Origin of the sequence: Xanthomonas sp. LF02-5 (assembly GCF_034105325.1) — a bacterium.
Lineage (GTDB): Bacteria > Pseudomonadota > Gammaproteobacteria > Xanthomonadales > Xanthomonadaceae > Xanthomonas_A > Xanthomonas_A sontii.
On record NZ_JAXGGF010000001.1, the window covers coordinates 903835 to 919223 of the forward strand.

Here is a 15389-nt window from a genome sequence, read left to right on the forward strand (position 1 = left end):
GATGGCACGGTCGCTATTGGCGGCCGCGGTAGCGGTTGCGCTCACCTCGTGCGGTGGCGGCGGTGGCGGTGGCGGCAATCTGACCCATGGCAGTCCGCCACCGACCTCGCCGCCTCCGCCCCCACCACCGCCGCCGCCTCCGCCGCCGCCGACGTCTCCACCTCCGACCTCGCCGCCGCCGCCCCAGCCGGCGTTCGACGCGCACCTGACCCTGACCAATACGCTGGCCGCGCACAACGCCGGCTACGACGGCAGCGGTTACCGCATCGGCGTGGTCGACACCGGCGTCAACCGCAACCATCCGGCCCTGGCCGGGCGGGTGGTGTCGAATCTGATCTACGTCGATCCGAGCCAGAACAACACCAAGGTCGACGACGTCGACGGCCACGGCACCACCGTGGCGCAGCTGGCGGCAGGCAAGTCGGTCGGGCAGTGGCCGGGCGGCATCGCGCCGGGCGCGCAGATCGTGTCCGCGCGCATCATTTCCGACACGCCGCCCAAGGACGACGGCAGCGGCAGCGGCAACCAGGTCAGCGGCGGACTGGGCCTGACCCAGGTGCACCAGGACCTGATCAATGCCGGCGTCAAGGTGATGAACAACTCGTGGGGCGGCATCTACTGGACCGACCTGAACTCGACCAATGCCATCGCCGCCGAGTACCGTCCGTTCGTGCTCGGCAACGGTGGCCTGGTGGTGTTCGCCGCCGGCAACGAATCCAAGGCCACGCCCTCGGACATCGCTTCGCTGCCCAGCAAGGCCGGCCCCAACGGCACCCTGCCGGCGGCGGACCTGGAGCGCGGCTGGCTGGTGGTGGCGGCAACCGATTCGAGCACCGGCACGCAACTGGCCTCGTACTCCAACGCCTGCGGCGCGGCGATGCGCTACTGCCTGGTCGCGCCCGGCACCGAGGTGTTCGTCGATCCCAAGGCGACCACCTCCACCAGCAACCCCGACTACTACTACGGCAGCGGCACCTCGTTCGCGGCGCCGCTGGTGTCCGGCGCGGCGGCGCTGGTCTGGCAGGCCTTCCCGTACTTCACCAACGACCTGGTCCGGCAGACCCTGCTCGGCACCGCCACCGACCTGGGCACGCCCGGCGTGGACGCGACCTTCGGCTACGGCCTGCTCAATGTCGGCAAGGCGGTGCAGGGACCGGGCCGCTTCGACTGGGGCGACGTGACGGTGGGATTCACCGGCAATTCGACCTGGGCCAACAACATCGCCGGCAGCGGCGGGCTGATCAAGCAGGGCAGCGGCACGCTGAATCTCAGCGGCACCCAGAACACCTACAGCGGCGACACCCAGGTGCAGGGCGGCACGCTCAGCGCGGCCAGCCTGGGCAGCTCGAACGTGGCGATCAGCAATGGCGCCACCTTCGTCGGCACCGGCGCGCTCGGCGGCAGCGTCGCCAATGCCGGCACCTTCCAGGTCGGTGCGGCCACGCTGAGCCTGAGCGGCAACTACGTGCAGAGCAGCAACGGCCGCCTGGCGCTGCTGGTCGGCGACAAGCTCTCGGTCGGCGGCAGCGCCACCCTGCAGGGCGGTTCGCTGTACGTGCTCGGCAAGCGCGACTACGTGGTCAACAACACCGCGTACACGGTGCTGCAGGCCAACGGCGGGCTCACCGGCACCTTCGCCTCGGTGACCACGCCGTCGAACGTGTTCCTGACCTCGTCGCTGTCCTACGACGCCACCAGCGCCTCGATCACCGTGCAGTCGCTGAGCGTCACCGCGGCCGCGGCCAGCTTCGGCAACATCACCGCCGCCACGCTGGCCTCGGCGACGCGCGTGGACGCGGCGTTCGCGCAGCTCAACACGCAGCTGAGTCACGACCCGGCCACGGTCGATGGCGCCCTGCTCAAGGCCGCCGGCGCGGTGCAGCAGTCGCCGAGCGTGGCGGCGGCGTCGGCGACGCTGCGCAGCCTGTCCGGCGAGGCGCATGCCGCGGCCACCGCGATGACCTTCGACACCATGGACCTGCAGCGGCGTGCGCTGTCCAGCCGCTTCGACACGCTGGTCGAACAACCGCGCGCGGTCGGCGCCTGGAGCCAGCGCCTGGGCGAGACCGGGCAGGGCAGCTTCGCCGGCAGCCAGTTCCAGCTCGATGGCTGGCTGATGGGCCAGGACCTGCGCCTGGGCGAGCACGCGGTGGCTGGCTTCGCCTTCGGCGAGAGCCGTGCCAGCGACGCCGGCAGCCTGGACCGCAGCCGCAACCGCCAGGTGCAGGGCCAGGCCTATCTCGGCGCGATGGCGGGCAATGCGTACGCGCTGGCGCAACTGGGCAGCGGCCAGTACCAGCGCCAGCTCGACCGCAGCCTGCTGCTCGGCGACACCGTTGCCGACGCCTCCAGCCGTTATGCCGGTCGCTTCCTGTCCTCCAGCGTGGAGGTCGGCTATCGGCTCGGGCGCGGCCCGGCGTGGCTGACCCCGTATGCCGGTGCCGACTACAGCCGCATCGACAGCGATGGCTTCCGCGAACAGGGCGGCGATGGCTTCGGGCTGATGGCCGGTGCCGCCAGTTCCTCGCGCAGCCAGGCGTTGGCCGGCCTGCGCGGCGGATTCGGCGGACGCGGCTGGTCGCTGCAGGGCTATGCCGAGTGGCAGCAGACGCTGGCCGCACAGGGCCTGGACCGGCAGGCCAGCTTCGTCGGCGTGAACGCCTGGGCGCCGCTGGTGGACCTGCAGCCGGCGCGCTCCGGCGGCCTGTTCGGCGCCAGCCTGCAGACGCGCTGGAATGGGGCGTTGCTGGGGCTGGGTTACGACCAGCGCTTCGGCCCGCGCGGCGACGACCGCGCGGTGTCGCTGCGCTATCGCCTGGGCTTCTGAGTCCGGGGACCCGGCCCGGCGCGTGCGGCGCCGGTGCGGGGTCGATCAGTCAAGCAGGGCCGGGACGTCCCAGCCCTGCGATCTGCGGCCTCCCGCCTGCGGCGCAGGCGGCGGCGCGAGGCATCACTCGCCGCGCAGGTGGCCCATCGAGCGCGGTGCGGTACGGCCCAGCGGCAGCTTGAGCTTGCCGATCGCCTGCATGCGCGCCTCGGCGATGCGGTCGGCGGCCTGTTGCGGCGGAATGTTCTCGCGCTCGGACAGGTCGAAGATCTTGCCGAGGTTGTGGTACATGCTGCGGATCAGCCGCATCGCGCGCTCGCGGTTGTAGCCGTCGATCTCCAGCGACACGTTCATCACGCCGCCGGCGTTGACCGCGTAGTCGGGCGCGTAGAGGATGCCGCGGCGGTGCAGTTCCTCGCCGACCGCGGCATTGGCCAGCTGGTTGTTGGCGGTGCCGCAGACGATCTTGACCTTGAGCCGCGGCAGCTTGGCCTCGTCGAGCGCGCTCTCCATGGCGCACGGCGCCAGCACGTCGGCGGCGACGTCGTAGATATCGTCCGGGTCCACCGCTTCGGCGCCGTATTCGGCCACCGCGCGCGCGACCAGCGCCGGGTCCAGGTCGGTCACGTACAGTTTGGCGCCGCGTTCCTTGAGCAGCTTCACCAGCTCCATGCCGATGTGACCCAGGCCCTGCACGGCGATGCTGGTCTTGCCGATCTCCTCGTGGCCGAACTTGCGTTGCAGCGAGGCCATCAGCGCCTGCAGCGCGCCGTAGGCGGTGAACGGCGCCGGGTCGCCGGAGCCGCCGTGCACCTGGTGCACGCCGGTGACGTACTCGGTCTCCAGGTAGATCTGCTCCATGTCGTTGACGTCGGTGCCGACGTCCTCGGCGGTGATATAGCGGCCGCCCAGCGAATCGACGTAGCGGCCGAAGGCGCGGAACAGCGCTTCGGACTTGTCGCTCTTCGGGTCGCCGATGATCACCGCCTTGCCACCGCCGATGTTGAGCCCGGCCAGCGCGTTCTTGTAGGTCATGGTGCGGCTAAGCCGCAGCGCGTCCTGCAGGGCGGACTCGGTGTTGGCGTAGGGGCGCATGCGCACGCCGCCCAGCGCGGGGCCGAGCACGGTGTTGTGGATGGCGATGATCGCCTGCAGTCCCACGTCGCGGTTGTGGCAGAAGACGACCTGTTCGTGGCCGGTGTTGGCTAGCGTTTCGAAAAGCATGGGGGCTCCGCTGGCGTGGCAGGTGTCGGACACCATGGTCCAGGAACGTGCCTGGTGGGTGGCGCAAAACAAAAACGCGACGGTTCCGGAACAGGCCCTGAGCGTCGCGATGCCGACATTTTAAAGCAATTGCCGGCCGCCGGTGCGATGGCGTGGTGGCCGGGCGGGGCGGGCATCTCGTGGCGCTGTGCGACGCCAGTCGGGCAGGTGGCGCGCCGGTTCGCCGGGCGGCTTGCGTGGTGGCGGGACGCGAGCTTCTGCGGCAATGGCGCTGGGCACCCGGGTGCGGGCGGTGCGATGGCGGATCTGGTCGGTCGAGTGCTGACGGTGGCCGAGCCGGTGCAGTGGCACGGGACGAGCGCCGGCGCCGTGGGGCGGCAGCGGTCGGTAGCCGTGATTGGCAGCGGTGGGCCCGTACCGCCGCGGCCCCGCATGCCGCCGCGGTGTGGGCCGCGATCGCCGCCGGCACGGCGATCGCGGGCCCGGTTCGGGGAGCTGGGATTAGTGACGTACCCAATAGCCGGCGTGGAAGCGATAGGCGGGGCCGTAATGCTCCCAGCGCGGGCCGACGTAGACGTAGCCCGGCCGTTCCACCACGTAGCGGCCGGCGACCCAGACGTGGTGGCGTCCGTTCCATTGCCAGTAACCGGGCATCCAGACATAGCCGGGCCGCACCACCACCCGTTCCACCCGAGGCGGCGGTGGCGCGGCGCGGACCGACAGTTCCACCACTTCGCGCGCCTGCGCGGGCGCGGCGGCCATGGCGCCGGCGAGCGCGCCGCCGAGCAGGGTGGCCAGCAACAAGCGACGAGCGAACATGCGATGTCTCCGAAGGCATCGGCGGGCTGCCGACGCGGGAGGAAACGCCGCGACCGGCACGGTTGTTGACGCGTTTCCGAGGGCGTATTCATGCAGCGGATAGCCAGGTGCGACGTCGCGTACGCGGTTTGCCGCTCGCGTGCGCATGCTGCAGCGCAACCTGCCCGTGTCGCGCTGCGCGCCTAGAATCGCGGCATTCTCTTTTCGATGTCCGCACGATGAGCCTTCCCGCGTCCCGCGTTCCGTTGCCGCAGACCGACGCCAGTCCCTTGCGTTTCGTCACCGCCGCCAGCCTGTTCGACGGCCACGATGCGGCGATCAACATCATGCGCCGCCTGATCCAGGCGCAGGGCGCCGAGGTGATCCATCTCGGCCACAACCGCAGCGTCGAGGACGTGGTGCGCGCGGCGCTGCACGAGGACGCCGACGCGATCGCGCTGTCGTCCTACCAGGGCGGGCACGTGGAGTACTTCAAGTATATGGTCGACATGCTGCGCCAGCGCGGCGCCGGCCATGTGCGGGTGTTCGGTGGCGGTGGCGGCACCATCACCCCAGAGGAAATCGCCGAGCTGCAGGCCTACGGCGTGGAGCGCATCTACCACCCCAACGACGGCATGAAGATGGGCCTGGTGGAGATGATCGAGGACGTGGTGGCGCGTGCCGGGCAAGGGCGCGAGACCGCGGCGGAGGCACGTGGCGCGACGCCGGCCGGCTCCCCGCTGCCGGACATCGACGACGAGATCGGCATCGGCCGGATGCTGTCGGCGATCGAGGACGGCGCGTTCTCGGAGGCGGAACTGGCACTGTTGCGCAAGCAGTGGCAGTCCGGCACGGCGTCCGCAGCGGAGTCGCGCAGCGGGCGCACCGCGCCCGTGCTCGGCCTCACCGGCACCGGCGGTGCCGGCAAGTCTTCGGTCACCGACGAACTGCTCAACCGCTTCCTGGCCAGCTTCCCGCAGATGCGCATCGCGGTGGTCTCGGTCGACCCGAGCCGGCGCCGCACCGGCGGCGCGCTGCTCGGCGACCGCATCCGCATGAACGCGCTGCGCAGCCCGCGCGTGTACATGCGTTCGATGGCCACGCGGCGCCAGCACGCCGCCACCAACCGGGTGCTGAAGGACTGCATCGCGTTGTTGAAGGCGGTCGGCTACGACCTGGTGATCGTGGAGACCGCCGGTATCGGCCAGAGCGATTCGGAGATCGTCGATCTGGTCGATTTCCCGGTGTACGTGATGACCAGCGACTACGGTGCGCCGAGCCAGCTGGAGAAGATCGACATGCTCGACTTCGCGGAACTGGTGGTGCTGAACAAGTACGACCGGCGCGGCGCCGAGGACGCGCTGCGCGACGTGCGCAAGCAGTGGCGGCGCAACCGTGCGGCGTTCCAGCTGGAGGACGAGGCGGTGCCGGTGTATCCGACCATCGCCAGCCAGTTCAACGACCCCGGCGTGAGCTGGATGTTCGTCAATCTGTGCCGTCTGCTGCGCGACAAGCTGACGGCGCAGGCGGATGCCGCCGCTGGCCCGCCGGCGCACTGCGATTTCCGCCCGCAGCTCGACACCACGCTCAAGGAGCCGCGCGCCACCGTGCTGATCCCCGGCGCGCGCGTGCGCTACTTGGCCGAGATCGCCGAGCAGGGCCGGGCGATCAATGCCGGGGTGCTGCGCCAGGCCGAGGCCGCCGACCGTGCCCAGGCGTTCTGGCAATCGCTGCACGAACTGCAGGATCCGCAGTTGCCGGCGCAACTGGAACTGTATGCGGCGCAGGATCTGCTGCCGGCGTCGCGTGCATCCGCCGATGCGTCCGCTGATGCCGTCGACGCCAGCCTGCTGCTCCTGCGCCAGCGCTACAACGATGCGCTGCAGTCGCTGTCCAGCGAGTCGCTGAAGCTGCTGCGCGAGTGGCCGCAGCGGCTGAAGTCGATCACCGACCCGGTCACCGAGTATGCAGTGCGCGGCAAGCCGATCCGGGTGGAGAACTACCGGGAGTCGCTGAGCCACCAGTCCATTCCGAAGATCGCCGCGCCGCGCTACAAGAGCTGGGGCGAACTGCTGACCTTCCTCGGCAAGGAGAACCTGCCCGGCAGCTATCCGTACACCGGCGGCGTGTATCCGTACCGGCGCACCGGCGAGGATCCGATCCGCATGTTCGCCGGCGAGGGCACGCCCGAGCGCACCAACCGGCGCTTCCACTACCTGAGCGTCGGCCAGCCGGCCGCACGCCTGTCCACGGCCTTCGACAGCGTCACCCTGTACGGCGAGGACCCGGCGCCGCGCCCGGACATCTACGGCAAGATCGGCAACTCCGGAGTCAACATCCCGACCCTGGACGACATGAAGAAGCTGTACTCCGGCTTCGACCTGTGCGCGCCGACCACCAGCGTGTCGATGACCATCAACGGTCCGGCGCCGATGATCCTGGCGATGTTCATGAACACCGCCATCGACCAGCAGGTGGAGAAACATCTCAAGGCCGATGCGCAGCGCTGGACCCAGGCCGAGCAGACGCTGGCCCGCTTGTTCGAAGGCCGCGAACGCCCGCGCTATCACGGCGCGTTGCCGCCGGGCAACGACGGCCTCGGCCTGGCCCTGCTCGGGGTCAGCGGCGACCAGTTGCTGGACGCGGAGACCTACGCGCAGATCAAGGCGCAGACCCTGTCCAGCGTGCGCGGCACGGTGCAGGCCGACATTCTTAAGGAAGACCAGGCGCAGAACACCTGCATCTTCAGCACCGAGTTCGCGCTGCGCATGATGGGCGACATCCAGCAGTATTTCGTCGAGCAGAAGGTGCGCAACTTCTACTCGGTGTCGATCTCCGGCTATCACATCGCCGAGGCCGGCGCGAACCCGATCAGCCAGCTCGCCTTCACCCTCAGCAACGGTTTCACCATCGTCGAGTACTACCTGGCGCGCGGCATGCACATCGACGATTTCGCGCCGAACCTGAGCTTCTTCTTCAGCAACGGCATGGACCCGGAGTACACGGTGATCGGCCGCGTGGCGCGGCGGATCTGGGCGCGGGCGATGCGCGAGCGCTACGGCGGCAACGAGCGCAGCCAGATGATGAAGTACCACATCCAGACCTCGGGCCGTTCGCTGCACGCGCAGGAGATCCAGTTCAACGACATCCGCACCACGCTGCAGGCGCTGTACGCGCTGTTCGACAACTGCAACAGCCTGCACACCAACGCCTACGACGAGGCGATCACCACGCCGACCGAGGAAAGCGTGCGCCGCGCGGTGGCGATCCAGATGATCATCAACAAGGAGCTGGGGCTGAACTTCTGCGAGAACCCCTGGCAGGGCAGTTTCATCGTCGAGCAGCTCACCGACCTGGTGGAAGAAGCGGTGTACAAGGAGTTCGAGGCGATCAGCGAGCGCGGTGGTGTGCTCGGCGCGATGGACACCATGTACCAGCGCGGCAAGATCCAGGAAGAGAGCCTGTACTACGAACACAAGAAGCACGACGGCAGTCTGCCGCTGGTCGGGGTCAACACCTTCCTGCCCAAGGAGCATGCCGGCGAGACCGCGACCGAGATCGAGCTGATCCGCTCCACCGAGCAGGAGAAGGATCAGCAGATCGGCAACGTGCGCGACTGGCAGCAGCGCCGCAACGCGCTGGCGCTGGCCGCCGACGGCGCCGGTCTGGGCGCGCTGCAGCGCACCGCGCGCGAGCGCCGCAACGTGTTCGCGGCGCTGATGGAGGCGGTCAAGACCCACAGCCTGGGCCAGATCAGCCATGCGCTGTACGAGGTGGGCGGCGAGTATCGGCGCAACATGTAGGCGCCGACGGTCGTGGCTGCCGACGCCGGCGCGCCGGGGACGGCGAGGGTGCCTGCCGCGTGCGCGTCTGCGGCGACTCGCCCGCGCATGCGGCAATCTTGCGGCCGCGGCCTGGGCGGTCTCATAGTGTCCCATCGATTCACGCAGAGGGTGCCGATGAAAGCCTGGGGAGCGTTGGCAGTGTTGATGGCGTGCGCGGCCGCGACCCGCGCGGCGGAACCGGCCGGAGATGGGGCGGCGGGGCCGCTGTTCGACACCGTCGCGGCGCTGGACCAGCGCCTGTTCGAGGCCTACAACCGCTGCGACCTGGCGGCGTTCGAGTCGTCGTTCGTGCCGGACGTGGAGTTCTACCACGACAGCGGCGGCGTCACCTGGGACCGCGCGAGCGTCGTCGACAACACGCGCAAATGGATCTGCGGCAAGGTCCGCCGCGAGTTGCTGCCCGGTACGTTGCGGGTCTATCCGATCAAGGACTTCGGGGCGATCGAGGAAGGCGAGCACCGCTTCTGCGAGCTGGCCAGCGGCCGCTGCGAGGGCGTCGCCAAGTTCGTGATGGTGTGGCGCCAGGACCCGGACGGTTGGAAGTTGACGCGGGTACTCAGCTACGGGCATCGCACCGCGCCCGCACCGGCGCCGCACTGAGCGTGCGGGTGGCCGTCGCCCCCCATAGGGCGGCGTTCAAGCCGCATCGCCCCGACCAGATCCGCCACGTGCCGTCCGCAGGCGGCAGCGAGGAGCGGCGCCACAGGCTGATGGAGTGGTGAATGGCGCTGTCGGCACGCCGCTTGCTTGCTGCTGAGTGGCGCGATCGCGCGTTGTCCATGACCGCCTCACGGCGGTCGGCCACCGCATCACGTCGGCGTTGCGCAGAAACCCGCGCGGCGTGCTTGAATGACATGGCGTGCCGCGTGGGCGCGCACCGGTGGCCGGGCGCGGGGACCTGGCGATGTTTTGCGGATGACGACGATCGTGCCGATCATGTGGATTGCCATCAGTGCGGGTGCGCTGGTGCTGGGGGGCGGACTGTGGTGGTGGCTGCGGCGTGGCCCTGGCGATGCGGCCGAGGCGCCGCAGGCGCGCGCCCATGCCGAGGATGCCGACGTATCCGCGGCACCGGCAGTGTCTGCACCCACCGCGCCAGCCGCGCCAGCCGCGCCTGTTGCCCCGGTGGACCCGGTGGACCCGGGCCTCGACCCTTTCGCCGACCCGGCGCTGCTCGATCTGGATCCGGTGCCGGACGCCGCGATCCTGGCGCGCCTGTGCGAGCTGGCATTCGCCGGCCGGCCGGTGAGCACGTCGGCCACGCCTGCGCCGGCGGTCATGGCCGAGGCCGCCGCGGTGTTGGCGCGCATCGACGCGCATCCGCGCTACACGCCGCGACGCCCGCACCTGCTGCCGCAGCTCACCCGCGCGATCAACGACCCGACCGCCGGCGCCCATTCCATCGCCACGATCCTGGGCCAGGACCCGGCGCTGGCCGGCAACCTGCTGCGCATCGCCAACAGCGTCGTGTACCGCCGCCATCCCGAGCCGATCGAGAACCTGGAACGGGCGGTGGCCCTGCTCGGCACCGAGGGCCTGCGCCAGATCGTGCTGGCGGCGCTGCTGCAACCGGTGATCGTCGACGACGGCAGCGTCTTCGGCCGCTGTGCGGCGGTCCTGTGGGAACACACCCTGCTGTCGGCGCACGCCGCCTCCCAAGTGCCCGACCGCGAGGACGCGAACGCCGCGCAGTTGCTGGCGCTGTTGTGCGGGTTGGGTGCGGTCTCGGTGGTGCAGGTGCTGCGCGATGTCCACGCACGCCACGCCGAGGCAGCGCCCACGCCGGCGGCAATGACCGAGATGCTGGAGGCCTGGTCGGCGCACTGCGCCAAGGCCATTTCCGCGGACTGGGGGCTGTCGCCGCGCGTGCAACGCGCCCTGGAGGAGCAGTCGGGCGACGCCGATGCGGCGACCATGAGTGCGCTCGGCCTGGCCCTGCGCCGGCATCGCGCTGCGGCGGCCGCGCAGCTGGCGGTGCGCTATCGCCGTTAGGTGGCGCCGTTGCGTGGTCCAGCCAGTGATTGGTCGAAACGTGCGGCAGAGCGGGCGGGTGCCGAAGCGATGCTCGGCTACCGGGCGATGCGACGGGAGGTCGGCGCAGCCGACAGCGCGAGACAGCATGCGCCGACGCAGGCGCGGATCCCTGTCGTGTCCACGCTGGCGCCGAGGCTGATCTGCTTGCTGGCGCCGTTGGCGACGATCGCCGTCCATGAAGGTGGCGCCCTGCTGGCGGCGCCTGCGCATGCATGCGCTGCGCAGTTCCGGCTTGGCAGGTGGCCGCTCGGTGCCGCGCGGAGCCGGCCATGAGTTCGGCCGGGACAACACGCGGCGCGTGGATGCCATCGCCTTGGCTCAATCGGCTCCTGACAGGCGTGCAGGGCGTGCTGTTGCTGATCGGCGTCTCGGCGATGGCGGTCGGCGCTATCGCCCTGGTCCAGGGCGTCTGGGCGCCGGGCATGGTCGAGTTGCCGGTGATCCTGCTCAGTCTTCCGCTGGCGGGCATGGCGACGGTGGCGCTGCACGAGTGCGGCCACGTGCTGGCGGCACGTGCCGCGGGCATGACCGTCTACCTGATCCATATCGGCCCGCTGCAACTGCATGCGCGCCGCCGTGGCTGGAGGATGCGTTGGCGGCGCGTGCGTCCGGGCCATCCGATCGGTTTCGTGCTGCCCGTGCCGGATCCCTCCCTGTCGCTGCGCCGGCAGTATCGATTGACGATCGTCGGCGGGCCGGCGGCCAATCTGCTGGTGGCGTCGATCGCATGGCTTGCCGCGCGATGCGCCGGGGTCGACAGCAATCTGGGCGCATTCTGCGTTGGCATCGGCGTCCTCAACTTCGCGGTCGCACTGATCAATCTGTTGCCGGTGCAGGGACGGTCGGGAGCAACCGACGGCTTGCAATGGGCGAATGTGGCGCAGTGGCACGAAGCGGATGCCCCGGCGTACGTGCTTGCAGAATTCAATGGGTGGACATGCCAGGGCGTCACCGCGGACAGGCTGTCGCCGTCCCGCCTGGACGTGCTCGCACGCAGCGACCTGGCCTTGTGCCACAGCTGGTTTGCGTTGAAGGCGGCGCAACAGCGTGGTCAGTGGCGGCAAGCGGCGGAACTGCAGCCGCAGATGGAACAGCGCCTCGCCGAGGCGGGGCACGCTGCCGCGCAATGGGAGACGCTGGTCATGCTGCTGCGGTGCGAATTCGCATTTTCGCGTGCAATGGCAGGAAGCGCCGAGATGGAGGTGCTGGATGCGGGACTGACGGCGGAGGCGGACTGGATCGCTCCTGCGTTGCGTCCGCGCTGCCGGGCATTGATGGCCGTGCGGCACGCCGACCCGGCGGGGGCGCAGGCGTGGTTGCGGCTGGCGGAGGCGGCGGCCGAAGACCAGGTCGATCGTGCCCTGCGAGCCACCGAAGCCGTGCTGCGCGATGCGATTCGTGGACTGCTAAAGGCCGAATGACCCGTTGCTTCGGCGCGGTCGACGCCATGCGCCGCTCGCATGAAGCGCGGCGCGTTTTCTCGACCTCATGCAGACGCGATGCGCCCGGCGGGCAGGAGGCGGCCGGCCGAGCGGATGCACCGGCTGCACGCATGCAGCCGGCGCTACGGCGGCGTGGCGAGCGCGTCTACCTCAGCGCAGCGGCACGTCGGCGACCTTGTCCTGGTAGTCGCGCTTGGGGTCGATGCCGAACAGCACCTTGATGCCGGCCATCAGGCTGGAACCGTTGAGCCAGATCTGCGCGTGATCCGGGTCCAGGCGCAGCAGCGCCAGCTTCGGATCGTCCTTGCCCTGTTCGTACCAGGCGTCGATGAAGCCGTTCCACAGGCGCTCGATCACCGCCTGGTCGTTATCGACGCTGAGCGTGCCGCTGATGCTGGCGAACAGGTCGTGGTTCTTGGCGCTGAACGCCGCGATCACCCGCTGGCTCTGCGTCAGCTTCTGCACCAGCGCGTTGTCCTTGGAGGTGAAGAACCAGATCGGGCCGCCGCGATCGCCCTCGAACTGCGCGGTCATCGGCCGGGCGTGGCCGTCCTCGACGCCGTCCAGGCCCAGCATCACGGTGCGGTCGGACTTCAATGCCTTCCAGAATTTCTCTTCCAGTTCCTGCGGGCTGGCCATGCGGATCTCCGAGCGGGCGACAGTGCCCGCCTGCACTGTGCCGGCAGGCGCGCGCGCGGTCCGTGACGGGAGGGTGCAGGCCACGTGCAGAGCCGGTGCGCGCGGATCGCTGTAGACAAGTGCGGCGATGTGCAGCGCGCTGCGATGCGTATCGAAGCATCGCGCCGATCCCCAGTGCTACTAAGCGACCACGCCACGCATGCAGCGTGGCGGACGGACCACCGTTCCGCAGGGAAGGCGTGTGCCGACTGCCCGCGGCACGCGCCGCTTTCCGACAGGACGTTTGCCGATGAGTGCGATTCCCGCGACGCAACCGCTGTTGCCGCCGCAACTGACCCTGGCGATGGCCGCCGCCAGCATCGCCGCCTACGCGGCCTACGAAGGCAAGCCGGTCTCGGCGCCGTCCGACTACCGTCTGGTCGCCCGCTGGTCCGGCTGGGATGGCGACCCGCTGGGGGGCAGCGAGGAGCTGTTCGGTCTGCTGTTCCGTTCCACCGCCACCGCCGGGACCTATCTGTTCGCGTTCCGCGGCACCGATTCGGACCTGGACATCTACGAGGACCTGGACTTCTCCACCACCGCCTTCGTGCCCAGCGCCGGTACCGTCACGCCGGTGCCGCAGGTGTCGGCCGGGTTCTACGGCATCTACAACGGCAGGGGCGGCGCCATGCGCGCCTCGATGCGCGCGCAGTTGTTCGCGCTGCTGGAGCACTTCGCGCCGACCCGGGTCTACGTCACCGGGCACAGCCTGGGCGGCGCGCTGAGCCAGTTGTTCTCGCTGGACCTGGCGCTGAGCCGGCCGGGGCTGCCCAGCCGCAACATCAACTTCTGCAGCCCGATGGTCGGCGACGCGAGCTGGGAACAGGCCTATGCCGCGCATATCGCCGCGGCCGACAGCACGCGCTGCTACAACTACTGGGACTACGCGCCGTCGCTGCCGCCGTCCATGTTCGGCTATGCGTCGGTGGGGCAGGCGTTCCGCACTGCCTACGACGTCAACGGCGCCTGGTTCCCGCATCTGCTGCCGCGCCACTCCATCGCCAACATGCAGGTCGTGCTGCAGCACGCCCTATGGCAGACGCCGCAGGCCTGGAGCGGGACCTTCGCCGACCAGACCGATCCGCAGCGGCTGATGCGCAGCCAGATCCCGCCCACCACGCCGCATCCGGCCTGGGCGGACATGGCGCTGACCGCGCGAGCGGCCGAGCAGGCGCTGGGCTTTCCGGAGGGGGCAGCGGCGTCGCCGGCGGCGGCCACGCCATGAGTGCGTGCGCGGCCTGGCGGCGCGCCCGTTGTGCCCGCGGTCACTGCATGGTGCCGCCACGGGTGCCACGCTGACCGCCCATCGATCGCGAGGACGTCGCCATGGCATCGTTCGACCTGTATCTCCCACAGCTGCTGCGGTTCGAGGGCGGCTTCGTCGATGATCCGAACGATCCGGGCGGCGCCACCAACCACGGCATCACCCTGGCCACCTTCCAGCGCTGCGCGCAAGCGCTGCTGGGCCAAGCGCCGACGCTGCAGAACCTGCGCGCATTGACTGTGCAGCAGGCCGCGACGATCTACCAGCACGACTACTGGGACAGGATCGGCGCCGATCAGATCGCCTCGCAGACGTTGGCCGAGCTCGTGTTCGATTTCTACGTCAATGCCGGCGATGTCGCGATCTCGCTGCTGCAGCGCGTCCTGCAGCAACTGGGCGCGACCGGCTTGGCGGTCGATGGCGAGATGGGGCCGGCGACCCTGGCGGCGCTTGCCAGTGCGGACACGGCACAGGTGTACGCGCAGTACCGGCAGCAGCGCATCGCCTACTACCAGCGCCTGGTGGCGGAGCGTCCGGCCGACGCCGAGTTCCTGGCCGGCTGGCTGCGCCGCGCGGAATGGTTCCCGGCGAGCCTGCCGGCCGATGCGTCGGCGCCTGCGCAGACCGGCACCGCCTGATGCGACGCCGCGCCGTGCACGGCGCGTGCATCTGCGTTTCACCGCATGCGCATGCCGCGCTGTCTAGTCTCCCGAACCAGCGTCGGCCATCTGCAGACGCCAGCGCACGCGATGACGGCGTGCGCCTGTCCTCGTTTTCGGGAAGACCGCATCATGATCAAGTGGGCCATCATCATCGCCATCATCGGACTCATCGCCGGCGCGCTCGGCTTCAGCGGCGTGGCGGGCGCGGCGATCGGCGTCGCCAAGTTCCTGTTCTGGGCAGGCATCGCCATCGCCCTGGTGCTGTTCGTGCTGGGCACCATGCTGGCCAAGAAGGTCAGTTAAGCACCAGGCCGGGTGTCGCGTCGATGCAGGTGCGTCGCGCGACAAGTCCGTAGAGCGAGGCCCTGTGGTGGTTGGCAGGCGCCTGCCGTGCCATTGAAGGCCTAGGCGTCGCTGGCGGTATCGGCTTCGTGCGTTGCAGCGTCGTCGTCGGAGGCGGGCTTGGCCGCTGCGGCACGCGCTTCGCGCTTGCGCGCTTCTTTTTCTTCCTGCTGTTTCTTCTTGGCCAGCTCGCGCTGCCGCTTTTCGAAGGAGTAGTTGGGCTTGGCCAATGCATGTCTGCCGTCAGGGGAATGCCCTGAGTGTAGCCGCTGC

12 protein-coding genes are annotated in these 15389 nt (G+C 69.8%); 8 read left to right on the forward strand and 4 right to left on the reverse strand.

The annotated features are described in order from the left end of the window. Window position 1 precedes the first annotated feature (1 nt). The gene (locus SLW52_RS04050; RefSeq protein WP_320739357.1) at window positions 2-2827 is read left to right on the forward strand and encodes a S8 family serine peptidase; all 2826 of its coding nucleotides are present in this window, start codon (window positions 2-4) and stop codon (window positions 2825-2827) included. Window positions 2828-2950: 123 nt separating this feature from the next. On the opposite strand, the gene SLW52_RS04055 is transcribed toward SLW52_RS04050, so the two are convergent. Next, on the reverse strand, window positions 2951-4051 hold the full coding sequence (locus SLW52_RS04055; protein WP_148828776.1) for a Glu/Leu/Phe/Val dehydrogenase dimerization domain-containing protein: 1101 nt from the start codon (window positions 4049-4051) through the stop codon (window positions 2951-2953). Window positions 4052-4552: 501 nt separating this feature from the next. Continuing rightward, complete coding sequence (locus tag SLW52_RS04060; RefSeq protein WP_320739356.1) at window positions 4553-4870, reverse strand: hypothetical protein; 318 nt, start codon at window positions 4868-4870, stop codon at window positions 4553-4555. 218 nt (window positions 4871-5088) lie between these two features. Between SLW52_RS04060 and SLW52_RS04065 the strand changes: the two genes are divergently transcribed. The 4 genes from SLW52_RS04065 (at window position 5089) to SLW52_RS04080 (ending at window position 12149) form a co-directional block, all read left to right on the forward strand. Next, window positions 5089-8652, forward strand: a complete 3564-nt coding sequence (locus SLW52_RS04065) for a methylmalonyl-CoA mutase family protein (protein WP_320739355.1) — start codon at window positions 5089-5091, stop codon at window positions 8650-8652. Window positions 8653-8808: 156 nt separating this feature from the next. Further along, window positions 8809-9294, forward strand: coding sequence for a nuclear transport factor 2 family protein (locus SLW52_RS04070; protein WP_320739354.1), 486 nt, complete (start codon window positions 8809-8811; stop codon window positions 9292-9294). A gap of 315 nt (window positions 9295-9609) precedes the next feature. Beyond that, window positions 9610-10686, forward strand: a complete 1077-nt coding sequence (locus SLW52_RS04075; RefSeq protein ID WP_320739353.1) for an HDOD domain-containing protein — start codon at window positions 9610-9612, stop codon at window positions 10684-10686. Between the two features lie 311 nt (window positions 10687-10997). Continuing rightward, on the forward strand, window positions 10998-12149 hold the full coding sequence (locus SLW52_RS04080) for a M50 family metallopeptidase (protein WP_320739352.1): 1152 nt from the start codon (window positions 10998-11000) through the stop codon (window positions 12147-12149). Between the two features lie 171 nt (window positions 12150-12320). Here SLW52_RS04080 and SLW52_RS04085 read toward each other — a convergent pair whose 3' ends face one another. Continuing rightward, a complete protein-coding gene (locus SLW52_RS04085) occupies window positions 12321-12809 on the reverse strand; it encodes a pyridoxamine 5'-phosphate oxidase family protein (RefSeq protein ID WP_010342308.1) in 489 nt (162 codons plus the stop codon). Between the two features lie 289 nt (window positions 12810-13098). Here SLW52_RS04085 and SLW52_RS04090 point away from each other — a divergent pair, with 289 nt between their 5' ends. From SLW52_RS04090 to SLW52_RS04100, 3 genes are all read left to right on the forward strand, one after another. Then, window positions 13099-14073 carry a lipase family protein gene (locus SLW52_RS04090; RefSeq protein ID WP_152238439.1) on the forward strand — a complete coding sequence of 325 codons (975 nt, stop codon included), beginning with the start codon at window positions 13099-13101 and terminating at the stop codon, window positions 14071-14073. A gap of 101 nt (window positions 14074-14174) precedes the next feature. Next, window positions 14175-14750, forward strand: a complete 576-nt coding sequence (locus SLW52_RS04095; protein WP_152237957.1) for an N-acetylmuramidase — start codon at window positions 14175-14177, stop codon at window positions 14748-14750. Between the two features lie 153 nt (window positions 14751-14903). Then, window positions 14904-15077 carry a DUF1328 family protein gene (locus SLW52_RS04100; protein ID WP_017908222.1) on the forward strand — a complete coding sequence of 58 codons (174 nt, stop codon included), beginning with the start codon at window positions 14904-14906 and terminating at the stop codon, window positions 15075-15077. A gap of 101 nt (window positions 15078-15178) precedes the next feature. Here SLW52_RS04100 and SLW52_RS04105 read toward each other — a convergent pair whose 3' ends face one another. Continuing rightward, entirely contained in the window at window positions 15179-15346 is a 168-nt protein-coding gene (locus SLW52_RS04105; RefSeq protein ID WP_017908223.1) for a hypothetical protein, read from the reverse strand. Window positions 15347-15389 lie beyond the last annotated feature (43 nt).